Origin of the sequence: Agromyces protaetiae (genome assembly GCF_004135405.1) — a bacterium.
In the GTDB taxonomy this organism is placed as follows: domain Bacteria; phylum Actinomycetota; class Actinomycetes; order Actinomycetales; family Microbacteriaceae; genus Agromyces; species Agromyces protaetiae.
Window position 1 is genome coordinate 2846928 of record NZ_CP035491.1, and the last position, 17342, is coordinate 2864269.

The 17342-nt window shown below is 70.5% G+C and carries 15 protein-coding genes; 4 read left to right on the top strand and 11 right to left on the bottom strand.

Features of this window, described 5'->3' with window-relative positions; translation table 11 throughout:
- Positions 1-9 precede the first annotated feature (9 nt).
- The 6 genes from leuS to ET445_RS13280 all read right to left on the bottom strand — a co-directional run bounded on the left by leuS (position 10) and on the right by ET445_RS13280 (position 9897).
- Entirely contained in the window at positions 10-2586 is a 2577-nt protein-coding gene (leuS, locus tag ET445_RS13255) for a leucine--tRNA ligase (RefSeq protein WP_243695202.1), read from the bottom strand.
- Between the two features lie 97 nt (positions 2587-2683).
- A complete protein-coding gene (gene pabB, locus ET445_RS13260; RefSeq protein WP_129191701.1) occupies positions 2684-4114 on the bottom strand; it encodes an aminodeoxychorismate synthase component I in 1431 nt (476 codons plus the stop codon).
- A 44-nt stretch (positions 4115-4158) separates the two neighbouring features.
- Positions 4159-5856, bottom strand: coding sequence for a thiol reductant ABC exporter subunit CydC (gene cydC / locus ET445_RS13265; protein WP_165314404.1), 1698 nt, complete (start codon positions 5854-5856; stop codon positions 4159-4161).
- The gene (gene cydD / locus ET445_RS13270; protein ID WP_165314405.1) at positions 5846-7468 is read right to left on the bottom strand and encodes a thiol reductant ABC exporter subunit CydD; all 1623 of its coding nucleotides are present in this window, start codon (positions 7466-7468) and stop codon (positions 5846-5848) included. The genes cydC and cydD overlap by 11 nt, the downstream gene beginning before the upstream one ends.
- A complete protein-coding gene (gene cydB / locus ET445_RS13275) occupies positions 7469-8473 on the bottom strand; it encodes a cytochrome d ubiquinol oxidase subunit II (protein WP_129191703.1) in 1005 nt (334 codons plus the stop codon). It abuts the gene before it with no gap.
- An 11-nt stretch (positions 8474-8484) separates the two neighbouring features.
- Positions 8485-9897, bottom strand: coding sequence for a cytochrome ubiquinol oxidase subunit I (locus ET445_RS13280; protein WP_129191704.1), 1413 nt, complete (start codon positions 9895-9897; stop codon positions 8485-8487).
- 121 nt (positions 9898-10018) lie between these two features.
- Between ET445_RS13280 and ET445_RS13285 the strand changes: the two genes are divergently transcribed.
- From ET445_RS13285 to ET445_RS13295, 3 genes are read left to right on the top strand one after another with little or no spacing between them, the layout of a single operon-like run.
- On the top strand, positions 10019-10414 hold the full coding sequence (locus ET445_RS13285; RefSeq protein ID WP_129191705.1) for a BlaI/MecI/CopY family transcriptional regulator: 396 nt from the start codon (positions 10019-10021) through the stop codon (positions 10412-10414).
- Position 10415: 1 nt separating this feature from the next.
- A complete protein-coding gene (locus tag ET445_RS13290) occupies positions 10416-11345 on the top strand; it encodes a M56 family metallopeptidase (RefSeq protein WP_129191706.1) in 930 nt (309 codons plus the stop codon).
- A gap of 40 nt (positions 11346-11385) precedes the next feature.
- Complete coding sequence (locus ET445_RS13295; RefSeq protein WP_129191707.1) at positions 11386-12111, top strand: DedA family protein; 726 nt, start codon at positions 11386-11388, stop codon at positions 12109-12111.
- A gap of 10 nt (positions 12112-12121) precedes the next feature.
- Here ET445_RS13295 and ET445_RS13300 read toward each other — a convergent pair whose 3' ends face one another.
- The 5 genes from ET445_RS13300 to ET445_RS13320 form a co-directional block, all read right to left on the bottom strand.
- Complete coding sequence (locus tag ET445_RS13300; RefSeq protein ID WP_129191708.1) at positions 12122-13051, bottom strand: ABC transporter substrate-binding protein; 930 nt, start codon at positions 13049-13051, stop codon at positions 12122-12124.
- A gap of 38 nt (positions 13052-13089) precedes the next feature.
- A complete protein-coding gene (locus tag ET445_RS13305) occupies positions 13090-13824 on the bottom strand; it encodes an ABC transporter permease (protein WP_129191709.1) in 735 nt (244 codons plus the stop codon).
- Entirely contained in the window at positions 13821-14480 is a 660-nt protein-coding gene (locus ET445_RS13310; protein ID WP_129191710.1) for an ABC transporter permease, read from the bottom strand. Before ET445_RS13310 ends, ET445_RS13305 begins: the two co-directional genes overlap by 4 nt.
- On the bottom strand, positions 14477-15289 hold the full coding sequence (locus tag ET445_RS13315) for an ABC transporter ATP-binding protein (RefSeq protein ID WP_129191711.1): 813 nt from the start codon (positions 15287-15289) through the stop codon (positions 14477-14479). Before ET445_RS13315 ends, ET445_RS13310 begins: the two co-directional genes overlap by 4 nt.
- Before the next feature lie 160 nt (positions 15290-15449).
- Positions 15450-16109, bottom strand: a complete 660-nt coding sequence (locus ET445_RS13320; protein ID WP_129191712.1) for a TetR/AcrR family transcriptional regulator — start codon at positions 16107-16109, stop codon at positions 15450-15452.
- A gap of 101 nt (positions 16110-16210) precedes the next feature.
- Between ET445_RS13320 and ET445_RS13325 the strand changes: the two genes are divergently transcribed.
- Positions 16211-17311, top strand: coding sequence for an App1 family protein (locus ET445_RS13325; RefSeq protein ID WP_129191713.1), 1101 nt, complete (start codon positions 16211-16213; stop codon positions 17309-17311).
- The last annotated feature ends 31 nt before the right edge of the window (positions 17312-17342 follow it).

Sequence of the window (17342 nt, forward strand, 5' to 3'; positions counted from 1 at the left end):
CCGAGCGCCTCAGCCGCGCGTCGCGATGTTGACGAGCTTCGGCGCACGCACGATCACGTTGACGATCTCACGATCGCCCACCGCCCGCACGACGCCGGCCGTCGACCGTGCGATCCGCTCGAGCTCGTCGGCCGAGATCTTCGGCGACACCTCGACGCGGTCGCGCACCTTGCCGTCGACCTGCAGGATCGCCGTCACCGATTCCTCGACGAGCAGCGCCCGGTCGGCCTTGCGCCACGGCACGAGCGCGACGGTCGGCTTGTAGCCGAGTCGCTGCCACATGTCTTCGGCCGTGTACGGCGCGAACAGGTCGAGGATCATCGCCGTGACCTCTGCCGCTTCGCGCACGGCCGCGTCACCCGCGCCGGGACCCGAGTCGATCGCCTTGCGGGTCGCGTTCACGAGCTCCATGAGGCGCGCCACGATGACGTTGAACTTGTACGCCTCGGCAAGGGCCGGGGCATCGGCGAGCAGTCGGTGCGTGATACGGCGGAGCGAGGCATCCCCCGACTTCCACTCGACATCGGGGTTCGAGGTGACCTCGCCCGAGATGCGCCACGCACGCGCGAGGAACTTCGCCGAACCCGTGGGCGAGACATCCGCCCAGTCGATGTCGTCTTCGGGCGGCCCGGCGAACGCAAGCGTCACGCGAAGCGCGTCGGTACCGTGCGCTGCGAGCTCGGACGCGAACTCGACGAGGTTTCCCTTCGACTTCGACATCTTCGAGCCGTCCATGAGGACCATGCCCTGGTTGAGGAGCGACGTGAACGGCTCGGTGAAGCTCAGGTAGCCCAGGTCGAACAGCACCTTCGTGACGAACCGCGCGTAGAGCAGGTGCAGGATCGCGTGCTCGACGCCGCCGACGTACTGGTCGACGGGCGCCCACTTCTCGGCCTGTGCGGGGTCGAACGCCTGAGTGTCGTCGGCCGCGTTGAGGTAGCGCAGGTAGTACCACGAGCTGTCGACGAACGTGTCCATCGTGTCGGAGTCGCGCTTGGCCGCACCGCCGCAGTTCGGGCAGGCGACGTTCACCCAGTCTTCGGCCGCGCCGAGCGGACTCTGCCCCTTGGGCTTGAGGTCGAGACCCGCGGCATCGGGCAGACGCACGGGCAGGTCTTCTTGCGGGACGGGCACCTCGCCGCAGTCGGCGCAGTGGATGATCGGGATGGGCGTGCCCCAGAAGCGCTGGCGCGAGATGAGCCAGTCGCGCAGGCGGAAGTTCTTCGCCGCGCGCCCCGTGCCGCGCTCCTCGAGGATCTCGATGGCGCGACGGATCGCGTTCTGCTTCGAGAGCCCGTCGAGCGGGCCCGAGTTGATGAGGCGGCCGTCGCCGGTCAGCGCGACGCCCGTCGAGGCGGGGTCGAGCGGCGGCAGGTCGTCGGGCACGTACGGGTTGCCGTCTTCATCGAGCGGGATGACGGGGATGACGCCCGTGACAGGTGCGTTCGTGTCGACGACGACGCGCACCGGGAGCTCGAAGGCGCGCGCGAAGTCGAGGTCGCGCTGGTCGTGCGCGGGCACGGCCATGATCGCGCCGTGACCGTAGTCGGCGAGCACGTAGTCGGAGGCCCAGATCGGCAGACGCTCGCCGTTCAGCGGGTTGATCGCGTAGCGCTCGAGGAACACGCCCGACTTCGGACGGTCGGTCGCGAGACGGTCGATGTCGCTCTCGGCGCGCACCGAGTCGAGGTAGTCGTCGAAGCGGCGGCGCACTTCATCGGATGCCCCGGACGCGAGCTCTGCCGCCAGGTCGCTGTCGACCGCGACCACCATGAAGGTCGCACCGTAGAGCGTGTCGGGGCGCGTCGTGAAGACGGGCACCCGCCCCTCGCGGCCTTCGATCTCGAACTCGACGTCGGCGCCCGACGAACGGCCGATCCAGTTGCGCTGCATCGAGACGACCTTCGACGGCCACGCGCCCTCGAGCTGGTTGAGGTCGTCGAGCAGGCGGTCGCCGTAGTCGGTCACCCGGAAGTACCACTGCGTGAGCGCCTTCTTCGTGACGACGGCGCCGCAGCGCTCGCAGTGCCCGTCGACGACCTGCTCGTTGGCGAGCACGGTCTGGTCGTTCGGGCACCAGTTGACCTGGCCGGCCTTACGGTAGGCGATGCCCTGCTCGTACATCTTGAGGAACAGCCACTGGTTCCACTTGTAGTACTCGGGGTCGGAAGTGTGGAGCTCACGCGACCAGTCGAACGACGGCGCGTACTGGCGGAACGAGCGCTTCTGCTGCTCGATGTTCGCGTAGGTCCACGTGCGCGGGTCGGTGCCGCGCTTGATGGCGGCGTTCTCGGCGGGGAGGCCGAACGAGTCCCAGCCGATGGGGTGGAGCACGTCGAAGCCCTGGTGACGCCAGTAGCGCGCGGCGATGTCGCCGAAGCCGAATGCCTCGGCGTGGCCCATGTGCAGGTCGCCCGACGGGTACGGGAACATGTCGAGCACGTACTTGCGGGGGCGGGTGTCGCCCTCGCGGCCCGCGCGGAAGGGGTCGAGCTCGTCCCACACGGGAAGCCACTTCGCCTGGATCGCGGCGAAGTCGTAGACGTCGGGCTCGGCGTGCTGCGCGGAATCGTGCTGGTTGGCCACGGGACTCACAATCGTGTTTTCGCTGCTCGACCGGTCTGTCGCGCCGGCCATCGATCAAGGGGCGCGCGAGTAGGGGGCGGCGCGCCCGCCTTCCAGCCTATTGGATCGGGCTGTGCTCTCGCCCGACGAGCACCTCGACGAGCGCGCGGGCCTTGATCTTCGTCTCCTCGATCTCCTCGGAGGCGTCCGAGAGGGCCGTGATGCCGCCGCCCGTGCCGATCGACGCGCCGTCGGGCGTCAGCACGATCGAGCGGATGACCATCGCGAGGTCGGCGCTCCCGTCGACGCCGAGACATCCGAATGCCCCTGAATACACGCCCCGGGGGCCCTGCTCGAGCCCGTGCAGGATCGTCATCGCACTGATCTTCGGCGCACCCGTCATCGACCCGGCCGGGAACGACGCCGCGACGGCGTCGACCGCCGTGAGCCCCGGTTCGAGCCGCGCCGCGACGGTCGAGACGAGCTGGTGCACTTGCGGGTACGCCTCGGTCTCGAGGAGCACGGGCACGTGCACGCTGCCCAGCTCGGCGATGCGCGACAGGTCGTTGCGCATGAGGTCGACGATCATCAGGTTCTCGGCGCGCTCCTTCTCGCTCTCGAGGAGTTCGAGCCGCAGCGCCTCGTCGCTCGCCGGGTCGGCGCCGCGCGGGCGGGTGCCCTTCATGGGCTTCGTGAAGACGCGCCCGTCGGGCTCGACGAGGAGGAACTGCTCGGGCGACGCCGACAGCAGTGCGACGTCGCCGAACCGCAGGAATCCGCCGTGGTGCGTCGGGCTCAGGCGGCGGAGCCGCAGGTAGGCGTCGACGGGGTCGGGCCGGACGTCGACGTCGACCCGGTTGGTGAGGCAGAGCTGGTATGCATCGCCGCGGCGGATCGCCGCCTGGCAGTCGGCGATCATGCGGGCATAGGTCGCATCGTCATGCCGGCGCGTCACGCGCGGAGCGCCGGGGGCGGATGTCCCGGACGCATCGGGATCTGCGGATGCCCCGGGGGCGTCGGATGTCTCGGGGGCGTCGGATGTCTCGACGAGCCCGTGCAGCGCCCGCGCCGTGTCGTCGGCCCACGCGTCGCCGTCGTCGTCGCCGAGCCATTCGAGTCGCAGGGCTCGCGAAGCGTGGTCGAACACGACCGTGCGGTCGGCGAAGAAGAACGCCGCGTCGGGGGTCGCCGCGATCGACACGGGCACGCCGTTGCGCGCGGCCCCGAACTCGTACCCGAACCATCCGATCCACCCGAGCGCCGAGCGCTCGCCTCCGTCCACAGGAGTCGTGTCGGCCTGCTCCGCCGCCAGACCCGCTCGCAGTGCGTCGAGCACCTCGTCGGCCGAGTCGGCCGGCGCCGCGGGGTCGAGATGCGAGACGACGATCTGCGCGTCGTCGTGGGCGACCGCGATGACGCTGCGGCCGTCCGAGGCATCCGCCCCGCCGTCGAGCCACGCGACGACGGGCGCCGCCGCGGCCAAGGCGAGGAACACCGCCTCAGGGTCGCGCCACTCGTCGAGCTCGCGCACGCGGATCGGTCGGGGCATCCCACCAGCGTAGAGCCGCGCGCGGCGCAGGGCCGCGACGCGGGTCAGGCGCGCGCGACCGACGCGACCGGGTCGAGCTCGACGACCCGATCGATCTCGGCGGGTGTCGTCGTCGTGTGCATGATGAGGAGCACCGATCGGTCGCCCGCCGCCGCGAGCAGGTCGTCGAGGAGACGCTCGGCGGTCGCGGGGTCGACGTTCGCGGTCGGCTCGTCGAGCACGACCACGGGGAAGTCGGCGAGCATGGCGCGCGCGAGCGCGAGGCGCTGGGCCTGCCCGCCCGAGACGAGCGTTCCGCGCTCCCCGACCGCGGCGTCGAGTCCGCCGCGTTCGCGCACCCAGTCGGCGAGCCCGACGCGATCGAGCGCATCGAAGAGGTCGTCGTCGGTCGCGGTGTCGCGAGCGAACAGGAGGTTCTGGCGCACGCTCTCATCGAAGAGCCACGGCCGCTGCTCGACGAGTCCGACGACCCGGCGCACGTCGCCCGGATCGAGGTCACGCGCCTCCACGCCGTCGAGTCGGTAGCTCCCCTCGTAGTCGAGGAAGCGCACGAGGACGTGCGCGAGCGTCGTCTTGCCGGCGCCCGAGGGGCCGCGGAGGAGGACGCGCTCCCCCGGCTCGATCCGGAGCGAAACGCCGTCGACCGCGGCAGGTCGGGTCGCATCGTCGAGGGTCGGCCACGATGCGCGGATGTCTCGCAGTTCGACGGTCGGCGCAGCGGCGCCGGAAGACAGCTCACGCGGAAGCGCGGGCGCCGTCGCGACGCCCGCCGGCGGCGTGGCGGGCACCGCCATCGCGACCCGCGCCGCACTCACGCGCGCAGCCCGCCACGCCGACACGCCGACGGGGATCGCGGCGGCGACCTCGGCGATCGCGAGCGGCACGAGGCACAGCACGGCGAACGCGGGCCCGTCGAGCCGGCCCGACGCGAGTTCGGGGAGGCCGCCGCCGATGCTCGCGAGCACGGCGAGTCCGCCGAGCGCCGTCATGCACGCGGCACCAGCGCCGACCGCGGCGGATTGCACGCGCGTCGCGCGCGCGAGCCGCCCCCCGAGCTCGACGATGCGCGCACGGCTCGCCGCTGCGCCGTCGAAGGCGACGAGCACGTCGAGCGACTGCACATGCTCGACGACGGCCGCCTGCAGTTCGCCGCGGAGCGGCGCGATGAGCCGGATGCCCCGGGCCGTCGCCGCACGTTCGGCGAGGATCGCCGCGCCGACCCCGACGACGAGCACGAGCGCGAGCAGGCCCGCCGACGCGGGCGCGAGGAACGCGATGCCGACGACCGCGGCGACGAGCACGAAGAGCGCGCTCGCCACGGGTTGCACGGCGCGCAGCATGACGAACTGGAGGTCGTCGACGTCCCGGGTGAATCGGGCGAGCAAGTCGCCGCGGCGGAGCATCCCGAGTCCGTCGGGCGCCGACGGCAGCAGCCGCTCATAGAGTCCAGTGCGAATCGACCCGAGCTGACGGAACGCCGCGTCGTGTCCCGTGAGCCGCTCGAGGTATCGGAACACCGCCCGCCCGAGCGCGAACGCACGCACACCGACGACCGCGACGGAAAGGTACAGCACGGGCGGCTGCTCGGCCGCTCGCGTGATGAGCCACGCGGAGCACGCGAGGAGCGCCACCGCCGACCCCGCCGACAGGAATCCGAGGAGCACGACGGGCAGGAGCCGCCGGGGCGGCGGGATCGCGTCTCGCAGGACCCGCGCGGTCGCGTCGGCACGTTCAGCGGACATCCGCGAGCACCCCCAGCGCGACGACCCGGTCGGCGGCTGCCGCGAGGCTCGGCCGATGGGTCACGACGAGCACCGCACGGCCGTCGCCCGCGAGTTCGCAGAACGTGTGCGCGAGCGCCTCCTCGCGGTCGTGGTCGAGCGCCGACGACGGCTCGTCGACGACGAGCAGCGCGAGGTCGCGAGCGAGCAGACGATGGATGGCCCGCGCCACCGCGATCCGCTGCGCCTGGCCGCCCGACACGCCCTCGCCGCCGGCGCCGAGCACCGACGCGGGATCGACGTCGACCCCGGCCAGCGCGAGCGCACGATCGAGGATCGCAGGCGAGGCATCCGGATCGCCCATCGTGACGTTCGACGCGACGGTCCCCGCGACGAGCGACGAGCGCTGCGGCGCCCACGCGACGGCCGGAAGTCCCGGGCCCGACGCTCCCCCGACGCTGATCTCACCCTCGTGGTCGACGAACCCCAGGATCGCGGCGACGAGGCTCGACTTGCCGACGCCGCTCGGTCCGACGACGGCGACGACCTCGCCCGGCGCGACGGCGAGGTCGAGGCCCTCGACGACGACGCGATCGTCGCGGCGGACGACGAGGTCGCGCACGACGAGGCCGCGGCCGTCGGAGTCGGTCGGCTCCGAGACATCCGCGACGTTCCCTGTGCGTGCCGCCGCCTCGACGAGGTCGAGCGCGTCGACCGAGGCCGTGACGCCGCCTGCGGCGCTGTGGAACGCCGCACCGACGTTTCGAAGCGGCAGGAAGATCTCGGGCGCGAGCACGAGCACGAACAGGCCGACCGCGAGGGCGAGCGATCCGTCGACGAGCCGGAACCCGATCGACACCGCGACGAGCGCGACCGACAGGCTCGCCGCGAGCTCGAGCGCGAACCCCGAGAGGAACGTCACCCGCAGGACGCGCATCGTGCGCACCCGGTATTCGTCGGTCACGGCGGCGATGCGCGCGGACTGTCGCTTCGCGCGACCGAAGACGAGGAGCGTCGACAGTCCGCCGAGCACTTCGAGGAATCCCCGCGACAGCGTCTCGAGCGCATCCCATTGCCGCCGCTGCACCGCTTGCGTCGCGAGCCCGATGAGGATCATGAAGACCGGGATGATCGGCAGCACGAGGACGAACGTGAGTCCCGAGAGCCAGTCGCCCCACCACGCCGCTGCGACGAGCAAAGGGGTCGCGATCGCCGTGAGCACCAACTGCGGCAGGTAACGGCCGAAGTACTCGTCGAGCGCGTCCAGGCCAGGGCCGAGGAGGGTCGCGATGCGCGCCGACGGGAATCCCGGAACGCCCTCGGGGCGCCCGTCGAGTGCTTCCAGGATCTCGGCTCGGAACTCGGCCTTCACGCGCTGCGCGCCCGCCGTCGACACGGCGTCCCACGCCCACGTCGAGAGCGCGCGCACGACGACGGCCGCGGCGACGAGCGCGGCGGCGGTCGAGGCATCCGACCTGCCCACGCTGCCGACGAGGCCCGCGACGAGCTCCGCGAGCCCCCACGCGAACGCCGCGATCGCGCCCGTCTGCACGAGCGCGATCGCCGCCCCGGCCGCGAGGAAGCGGCGCGCGCCGCGCGAGCGGCGCACGAGCCTCGGGTCGAGGGGCTTCACCTAGTGGGCCGCCTGCTCGATCGTCGAACGCTTCACGCGCTTGCGGAAGATCCAGTACGTCCAGCCCTGGTAGAGCAGCACGAGCGGCAGCGCGACGCCCGCGACCCACGTCATGAACTCCAGCGTGTACGGCGTCGACGACGCGTTCTCGATCGTAAGGCTGTTCGCCGGGTCGTTCGAGGCGGGCAGCACGTCGGGGAAGAGCGACGCGAAGAGCGCGAGGACCGTCGAGGCGATCGTGACGGCGAGGAGCGTGAACGCGACGCCCTCCCGCCCGCGCGTGTTGGCGAGCCATCCGCCGATGAGTGCGACCGCGGCGACCGCTGCGAGGATCCAGAACCACACGCTGCCGTAGGCGAGCCCCGTCCAGACGAGGAACGCCGCGGCGACGACGATCGTCACGACGCCCGCGCGCGTCGCGAGCCGCTGCGCGCGAACCCGCAGGTCGCCCTCGGTCTTGAGCGAGACGAACACGACGCCGTGCACGAAGAACACGAGGAGGGTCGTCACGCCGCCGAGGAGCGCATACGGGTTCAGCAACGTGAGCAGGTTGCCCGTGAAGTTGTGTCCTTCGTCGAGCGGCACGCCCTGCACGATGTTCGCGAACGCGACGCCCCAGAGGAGCGCCGGCACGGCCGACCCGATGACGATCATCCAGTCGAAGCGCGCTTTCCAGGCCGCCTCGGGCCGCTGATGGCGGTACTCGAACGAGACGCCGCGCGCGATGAGCGCGAGGAGGATGAGGAGGAGCGCGAGGTAGAACCCTGAGAAGAGCGACGCGTACCACTCGGGGAAGGCGGCGAAGAGGGATGCCCCCGCGACGATCACCCACGTCTCGTTGAGGTCCCACACGGGGCCGATCGTGTTGATGAGCACGCGGCGATCGGTGTCGTCCTTGCCGAGGAACGGCAACGACATGCCGACGCCGAAGTCGAAGCCGTCGAGCACGAAGTAGCCGACGAACAGCACGGCGACGATCCAGAACCAGAGCACGGCGAGATCCATGGCGATGCCTCCTAGTAGACCGTCGTGGCCGGTTCGTGGCGGCCGGTTTCGGGATGCGGTTCGCCCACGTCGGGCGGGCCCTTCCGGATGGCTCGGATGATGAGCCCGAACTCGACGACGGCGAGGGCGCCGTAGACGAGCGTGAACGCGACGAGCGAGATGAGCACCTCGAGACCGGTCACGTTCGGCGAGACCGCCGACTCGGTCGGCAGCAGGCTGAAGACGATCCAGGGCTGCCTGCCCATCTCGGTGAAGACCCACCCGACGCTCATCGCGAGGAGCGAGAGCGGGAAGCTCCAGATCGCGATCGTCCACACCCAGCGCTGCTTCGGGTGGCGGCCCTTGCGGGTGACCCAGAGGCCGACGACGGCGATGATCACGTGGAGCAGCCCGAGGCCGATCATCCAGCGGAACGCCCAGTAGGTCACCCACAGGATGGGCGCGTAGTCGCCGGGACCGAACAGCTCCTGATACTGCGCCTGCAGGTCGTTGATGCCCTCGACGCACCCGTCGAAGCTGTGCGTCGAGAGAAGCGAGAGCAGGTAGGGCACCCGGATCGAGAACAGCTCGCTCGTGCCGTCGGGGGTGCCGAGGGTGAAGATCGAGAACGAGGCATCCGCCCCGCACGCCGTGTCGAAGAGGGCTTCGGCGGCCGCCATCTTCATGGGCTGGGTCGCGACCATCGCGAGACTCAACTGGTCGCCGAAGACGGTCGTGAGGATGCCCGAGACGACCATCGTCCAGAGGCCGAACTTGAGCGCCGGGCGCATGGTGTCGAGGTTGCGGTTGCGGGCGAGATGCCAGGCGGCGGCGCTGATGATGAGGCCCGCCGTCACCATGAAGGACGCCGCGATCGTATGCGGGAAGGCGGCGAGGGCGACCTTATTGGTGAGGAGCGCGCCGATGTCGACGAGTTCGGCTCGCCCGCGCTCGGCGTTGAGCTCGTACCCGACGGGATTCTGCATGAACGCGTTCGCGGCGATGATGAAGTACGCCGACAGGATCGTGCCGATCGCGGTGATCCAGATCGTCGCGAGATGGAGCCCGCGCGGGAGCTTGTTCCAGCCGAAGATCCAGAGCCCGATGAACGTCGCCTCGAGGAAGAACGCGAGCAGGCCTTCGAGTGCGAGCGGGGCCCCGAAGACGTCGCCGACGAAGCGCGAGTACTCCGACCAGTTCATGCCGAACTGGAATTCCTGCACAATGCCCGTGACGACGCCCATGGCGAAATTGATGAGGAAGATCGTGCCGAAGAAGCGCGTGAGCTTCAGGTACTCGACCTTGTCGGTGCGGTACCACGCGGTCTGGAAGATCGCCGCGGTCGTCGCGAGGCCGATCGTCAACGGCACGAACAGGAAGTGGTAGATCGTCGTCAATCCGAACTGCCACCTCGCGAGGAGCAGCGGGTCGAGCCACTCGTTCACGTGCACCCCTTTCCATCGCGCCCGAGCCTCGTCGTCGGAGATCGGATCGCGTCCTGCTCGTAGCGTAGACCCATTTCTACACCCGGTAGAAGTACCTCCGCGAAGGAGGTACCGTTGAGGCGTGGCGAATCTCGGAGAACTCGAGCGCTCCGTCATGGAGCAGCTCTGGGCGAGCGATGCCGTGTTGAGCGCGAACGAACTGCGCGACCGGCTCACGCTCGTCGGCGGCGCAAGCGGCGGGGCGGATGTCTCGGGCGACCGCGCTCCCGCGACGACGACCGTGCTCACAGTGCTCGCCCGCCTCGAGCGCAAGGGCTTCGTCTCGCGCAGCCGTGAAGTCCGCCCGCACCGCTACCGCGCGCTCCTCACGCGCGAAGAGCACACCGCAGAGCTCATGCACGAAGTGCTCGACCGTTCGAGCGACCGCGACGCGGCCCTCGCGCGCTTCGTCGGCACGGCGACCCCCCACGAGACCGCGACCCTGCGGCGCCTGCTCGACGAGCTCGCCCGGCGCTGACGTGCCCGCGGTCGCCGCAGCCCTCGGCCTCCTCGCGCTCGCACTCGCGTGGCCGGTCCCCGTCGCGCTCGCGCGCGCCGCGTGGCCTTCGCGCGCGCCCGGACTCGCGCTGGCGCTCTGGCAGGCGATCGCGCTCGGCGGCGGCCTCTCGATGATCGGATGCCTCGTGGTGCTCGGCACCGCACCCGACGGCTCGATCCTCGGCTCCGCCGAAGCCCTTCTCGGCGCGTTCTTCGCGGGCCCGATCCCGGCCGAGTTCGGCGTGATCCACCTGGCCGCTCTGACGCTCGCGGTCGGACTCACGGTGCACCTCGCGCTCAACCTCGGCGCGACCGCCCTTCGCGCCGAGCGCGAGCGCCGCCGCCAGCACCAGCTGATTCGCATTCTCAGCGACCCCATGCCGGGCGACCCCGGCACGCGGCTCCTCGCCCATTCCGTTCCGCTCGCGTACTGCGTACCCGGCCTCCGCGGCGCGACCGTCCTCACCGACGGCCTCCTCGACGTGCTCTCACCAGACGAAGTGCGAGCCGTGATCGCCCACGAGCACGCGCATCTCGGCCAGTTCCACCATCTCGTGCTGCTCGTATTCCGCAGTTGGCATACAGCGCTCCCCTGGTTCCCGATCGCGAACCGCGCCGAGCGCGCCGTCTCCCTCCTCACCGAGATGCTCGCCGACGACCAGGCGCTGCGCGACGTCGGGCGCGACGAGATCGTCCGCGCCCTCTCCCTCATGGGCAGTGCAGCCGAACCCGCGCTCACCGCGGAATCGGGCGGCGCCGTGCCCGACGGCGACATGCTCGCGGCCAGGCTCGGCCGACTCGAGCACCCGGCCGAGCACCCGCTCGGGGCTCCGGCCCGCTGGGGTGTCATGGTCTTGGCCGTCGCCCTCATCACCGCGCCGCTCGTCGCGATGCTGACGATCGTCCGATAGTCGGACGCGCGCTGCCCCTCCGCGTCTTAGGCTCGGACTCGTGAACGAGCTGCTCGACGGGATCCTCGACACGGTCCAGTCGGTGGACCCGGTCCTCCGCACGCTCCTCGCCGGCCTCGGGATCCTCCTCGAGACCTCGGTGCTCGTCGGGCTCGTCGTGCCGGGCGACACCATCGTCATCGTCGCCTCGACCGCGATCGACAGCGTCGGCGAGTACTTCGCGCTTGCGATCACGGTCATCGTCGGAGCGCTGATCGGCGAGTCGATCGGGTTCGCCCTCGGGCGGTGGTTCGGGCCGCGCATCGAGCACTCGCGGCTCGGCCGCCGTCTCGGCGAAGCGAACTGGCAGCGCGCACAGCGGTATCTCACGCGCCGCGGCGGCCCCGCCGTGTTCATCTCGCGATTCCTGCCCGTCCTGCACTCGCTCGTGCCGCTCGTCGTCGGCATGAGCACCATGAGCTACCGCCGGTTCCTCGCATGGACGACGCCCGCGTCGATCCTGTGGGCGTTCACCTACACGACGGTCGGATGGCTCGCCGCAGGCAGCTACCGCGAGCTCAGCCGCGAACTGCACTGGGCGGGTTACCTCTTCGTGGCGATCATCATCGTCTTCCTCGCCGTCGTCTGGGGCGTGAAGAAGCTCATCCTGCGCCGCGAGGCACGCCACATGGAGGCCAGCCCCGCGGACGACGACCTCGAGGCCGACCTCGATGACGACACGTCGGCGACGAGCGTCGTCGGAGAGACGGCCGACCCCGAGATCTAGACGATCCGGATCAGAACAGCGCCTTCTCGGCGAGCCAGTCCTTCGCGATGTCGGCGTCGTTGCGCTGCTCGTTGACCGACTCGTCGTTGATCGCGACGAGGTCGGCGGGGCTCATCGCAGCGCTCACGGCGTCGATGATCGCGGCGATCTCGTCGGTGATCTTGTCGCTCGCGAGCGGCACGACGTTCGACGCGAGGAAGAGTCCCTTGGGATCGGCGAGCGTCACGAGGTCGTTGGTGGCGATGTTCGGGTCGGCGCTGTAGATGTTGACGAGTTGCACCTCGTCGTCGATGAGCGCCTTGACCGTGAGCGCGCCGCCGCTGTCGGCGATGAGCTTGAACCCGACGTCGACGCCGTAGTCGGACTTCAGACCGGTGGGGCCGTACGGTCGGGTCTCGAGTTCGGCGTTCCCGCCGAGGGTGAGCGGCTCGGACACGTCGGCGAGGTCGGCGAGGCTCGTCGCACCGAACTCCTCCGAGAAGGCGCGCGTGACGTTGTACGAGTCCTGGTCGGTCGCGGGCGACTGGTCGAGCACGCGCAGTCCGTCGGGCACCGCCTGCTCGAGCGCCGCGTACACGTCGTCGCTCGTGCGCGCCTCGGTGTCGGGCACCCAGTACTGCAGGAGGTTGCCCGTGTACTCGGGGAAGAGGTCGATCTCGCCGGCCTCGACCTCGGGCAGGTAGACCTCGCGCTGGCCGATGTCGAACTGCCGGTCGACCTCGAACCCGTTCGCCTCGAGCGCCTGCGCATAGATCTCGGCGATGATGCGGTTCGAGTAGTAGGCCTGCGACCCGATGACGATCGGCCCGGCCGAGGTCTCGCCCGTGGCGTCGCCGCCGTCGCTCAACGGGTCGCCCGAGGCACAGCCCGTCAGGGCGAGCGCGAGGGCGGCTGACGCGGTCGCCGCGGCGATCGCAAAGAGTCTCGGGGTGCGGTGCATGGCATTTCCCTTCGGTCGTGGACGAACGGGTGGGCGTTTCATCCGACAGCGGTGCGCGGCCGCGCCTGTTGCGTCGACCGCGAGCGGACACGTGCGGATCCGGTGGTGCGCCCGAGCCTGACGCCCTCGGGGACCACGAGACGTTGCGCGAGTGCGAAGAGCCCTTCGAGCGCGAGCGCGAGCGCGACGACGAGGATCGACGCCGCGAGCATGAGGGGGTAATCGCGCGTCGCCTGACCGAGCAGGATGTACGTGCCGAGCCCTCCGCCGCCCACGTAGGCGGCGAGCGTCGCGGTCGCGACGACCTGCAGGACGGCGGCGCGGATGCCTCCGATGATCGTCGGCAGTGCGAGCGGGGTCTCGACGCGGAGGACGATCTGGAACTCGGTCATGCCCATACCGCGTGCGGCGTCGACGGTTCGGCGATCGACCCCGCCGATGCCGGCATAGGCGCCCGCGAGCACCGACGGGATCGCGAGGATCACGAGCGCGAGGTACGGTGCGATGAGCACGACGCCGAGCGCGAGGCCGAAGAGCGTCAGCACACCGAGCGTCGGCAGCGCGCGGAGGGCACCCGACACCGAGACGGCCGCTTCGCGCCCGCGCCCGGTGTGCCCGACGAATGCGCCGATCGGCAGACCGATCACGCTCGCGCCCGCGACGACCGCGAGGCTGAACCACAGGTGGAACCACAGTCGCGCGCCGATGCCGTCGGCGCCGCCCCAGTTGGCTGGGTCGACGAGCCACGCGATCGCCTCGGTGAGGTTGTTCACGCGCGCACCGCCCGCCTTCCGCCGCCCGTCCGAGTCCAGGGCATGAGCACCCTGCCGACGAGCACGGCGAGCTGGTCGAGCAGGACCGCGAGGAGCACGGTCGCAGCGATGCCCGTGAAGATCTCGAGCGGGATGTTCCGCTGGAACCCGTCGGTGAAGAGGCTGCCGAGGCTTGAGATGCCGAGCACGGCGCCGACCGTCACGAGGCTCACGGTGCTGACGATCACGACCCGGAGCCCGGCGAGGAGGCCCGGTGCCGCGAGTGGAAGGTCGACGCCCCAGAACCTGCGCCAGGTCGAGAATCCGAGCGCCGTCGACGACAGCCGGATGTCTCCGTCGACGTCGCCGAACGCGTCGGCCGCCGAGCGGACCATGAGCGCGATCGCGTAGAGCGTGAGTGCGACGATGAGGTTCACGGGAGAGCGCAGCGGTGTGCCGAGGATCGTCGGCAGGATGACGAGGAGCGGCAGCGACGGGATCGCGTAGACGATGCCGAAGGCGACGAGCAGCGTCCCGCGCGACCAGCGGAACCGCCACGCGAGCCAGCCGATCGGGAGGGAGAGCACGAATCCGAGTATGACGGGGGGCACCGACAACGCGAGGTGCACGACGAGCAGCTCGCCGATGCGATCGAGGTTCGACCAGAGCCAGTTCACGGCGCGAGCACCCCGACCGGACGTCCGTCGCCGTCGACGGCGAGCCGCCTCCCGTCGATCTCGGCGACGTGCAGTTCGCGGCGACCGCGATCGGCGCCGATGAACTCGGCGACGAACTCGTCGGCGGGTGCCGCGAGGATCTCGGCGGGCGTGCCGGTCTGCACGATCCGACCGCCTTCGCGGAGGATGACGACGCGGTCTCCGAGCCGGAACGCCTCATCGATGTCGTGGGTCACGAAGATCACGGTCTTGCCGAGCTCGCGCTGGAGGCGCAGCAACTCGTCTTGCAGCTCGGTGCGCACGATCGGATCGACGGCCCCGAACGGCTCGTCCATGAGCAGGATGTTCGGATCGACGGCAAGCCCTCGGGCGACGCCCACCCGCTGCTGCTGTCCGCCCGAGAGCTGGGTCGGATACCGGTCGGCGAGCGACCTGTCGAGCCCGACGGTGTCCATGAGTTCGAGCGCCCGCGCACGTGCCGCGCTTTTCGACTCGCCTCGCAGCACGGGCACGGTCGCGATGTTGTCGACGACCTTTCGGTGCGGGAGGAGCCCACTGTTCTGCATGACGTAGCCGATCGACCGCCGGAGGGTGACAGCGTCGAGCGTCGAGACATCCACGTCGTCGATGCGTACCTGTCCGGCCGTCGGATCGACCATCCGATTCACCATTCGCAGGAGCGTCGTCTTGCCGGAGCCCGATGACCCGACGAGCACCGTCGTCTCATGAGGGGGCACGATCAGGTCGACCGATTCGACCGCGACCGTGCCGTCGGGGAACTCCTTGCGAACGCCCCGGAACTCGATCATGCCTGCCGACTCTCCGCGAGGAGGAGTCGTCGATCTCCTCGCGCCTCAAGCCAAACACGCGGGAGGCGACGGGGCAACGGTATGACGCAGAGACCCGTGACCGTACCCGCGAGTCCACGTGCGAGCCGGCGCTCCGGCCGGCGGCCGGCGGCCGGCCGGCTCAGGCGGCTTCGGACGCCTGGAACGCCGGTTCGAGCAGGTCGGAGAGGTATTCGCGCACGAGGGACTTCGCCGCTTCGACGTAGCGACGCGACACCTCGGTCGAACGCGTCGACGCGCGGTAGATGAGCGAGTCGGCGATCTCGATGACGATGCCGAGGCGGAACCGGAGTTCGGGGGTGTCTTCGACCTCGGGGAACTCCGCGGCGAGCATGCGCGCGATGCGCGTCGCGAACTCGGAGTCGCCGTCGTCGGAGAGGTCGCGGGGCGCCGCGTGCACGACGTCGAAGCCGGGCTCCGAGCGGTACATCGAAGCCGAAACCTCGATCGCGCCCTCGATGACCTCCCACCAGCCGGAGGGGGTGCGCTCGGCGATCCGTGCGGCGACCTGTGCGCGGTAGCGATCGATCGAGCGCTCGCGGAGACCCTGGAGCACGGCGACGCGGTCGGGGAAGTAGCGGTAGACGGTGCCGATCGACGCACCCGCGCGCTCGGCGACCATCTGCGTCGTCAGGCGTTCGAATCCGATCTCGTCGACGATCTCGGCCGCGGCGTCGAGCAGTGCGTCGAGACGCTGGGTGCTGCGACGCTGGGTCGGCTCGGTGCGGACGGTACGCTTCTTCGCGTGTTCTGACCCATGGATCAGGTCGATGTTCGGCACTGACACTCCTTCACTTGCCGGACTACTCTACCTTGCCGACGGACCGCTATCGCTCACCTGTCAAATAGGTGTCGCACATCCGGGCATGCCAGACTTGTCGGATGCCGGCGACTCCCCCGACCCCGGCCGGCAGCGGTTCGCGTACCGCCCGGCACGGTGCCGCGCGCTTCGAGGACTGGGTGCACGATCTGCGCTCGCGCTGGGCGCGTCGCCGCGGACATGTGCCGACGATCATCCCCTACACCGGCTACGGCTCGACCGAATGGGCGCGTGTCCTCTGCCGCGTGCTCCTCTCGAGGCCCGTCGACGCCGACAGCTCTGAGGCCCGTGAGAGCTCGGGCGAGCACGGCATCCGCGGGTGGCGGAGTTTCACGAGCGTGCCCGTGGGCGACGTTCCGGTCGAGATCGAGGTCGGCGGCCAGCGGATCGAGGTGCTCGCCGACCGCGGCGGGGTCGTCGACTCGAAGGTTCCCGTCCAGCTCGCGCCGGGCTGGCACACGGCGACGCTCCGCACCGATGGCTCGGCGCCGGTCGAGGCGCCCATCCACGTCCTCCGACCCGATGCGACGTTCGGCATCATCTCCGACGTCGACGACACGGTCATGGTCACGGCGCTCCCCCGGCCGCTCGTCGCGGCGTGGAACACGTTCGTCGTCGACGAGCACGCCCGCATCCCGACGCCCGGCATGGCGGTCCTGTACGAGCGGCTCGTGCGAGAGCACCCCGGCACGCCGGTCATCTACCTCTCGACGGGTGCGTGGAACGTCGCGCCGACGCTCACGCGCTTCCTCTCGCGCAACCTGTACCCCGCAGGTCCGCTGCTCCTCACCGATTGGGGCCCGACGCACGACCGCTGGTTCCGCAGCGGCCGCCTCCACAAGCAGGAGAATCTGCGCCGGCTCGCCGAGGAGTTCCCCGACATCCGCTGGCTCCTCGTCGGCGACGACGGCCAGCACGACGAAGACCTCTACGCGACGTTCGCGTCCGAGCACCCCGACCGCGTCGCAGCCGTCGCGATCCGCCGACTGTCGACGGGTGAAGCAGTCCTCGCGGGCGGTCGCTCGAAGCTCGACGAGCACGCCTACGAAGTGCCGTGGGTCTCGGCGGGCGACGGCTCGACCCTCGCCGACCAGCTCACCGAGGCTGGGCTGCTCGGCGGCGCAGCCGCCGAGTCCGACGACGTGCGGCCCGACTCCGTCTGAGCGGCCCGCGGTCGCGACATCCGGTCGCGCA

Coding starts and splice junctions, on each gene's coding strand:
- ET445_RS13315 (WP_129191711.1), bottom strand. CDS start 15,289: ATGATCGAGTTCCGGGGCGTTCGCAAGGAGTTCCCCGACGGCACGGTC.
- ET445_RS13325 (WP_129191713.1), top strand. CDS start 16,211: ATGCCGGCGACTCCCCCGACCCCGGCCGGCAGCGGTTCGCGTACCGCC.
- ET445_RS13300 (WP_129191708.1), bottom strand. CDS start 13,051: ATGCACCGCACCCCGAGACTCTTTGCGATCGCCGCGGCGACCGCGTCA.
- pabB (WP_129191701.1), bottom strand. CDS start 4,114: ATGCCCCGACCGATCCGCGTGCGCGAGCTCGACGAGTGGCGCGACCCT.
- cydC (WP_165314404.1), bottom strand. CDS start 5,856: ATGTCCGCTGAACGTGCCGACGCGACCGCGCGGGTCCTGCGAGACGCG.
- cydB (WP_129191703.1), bottom strand. CDS start 8,473: ATGGATCTCGCCGTGCTCTGGTTCTGGATCGTCGCCGTGCTGTTCGTC.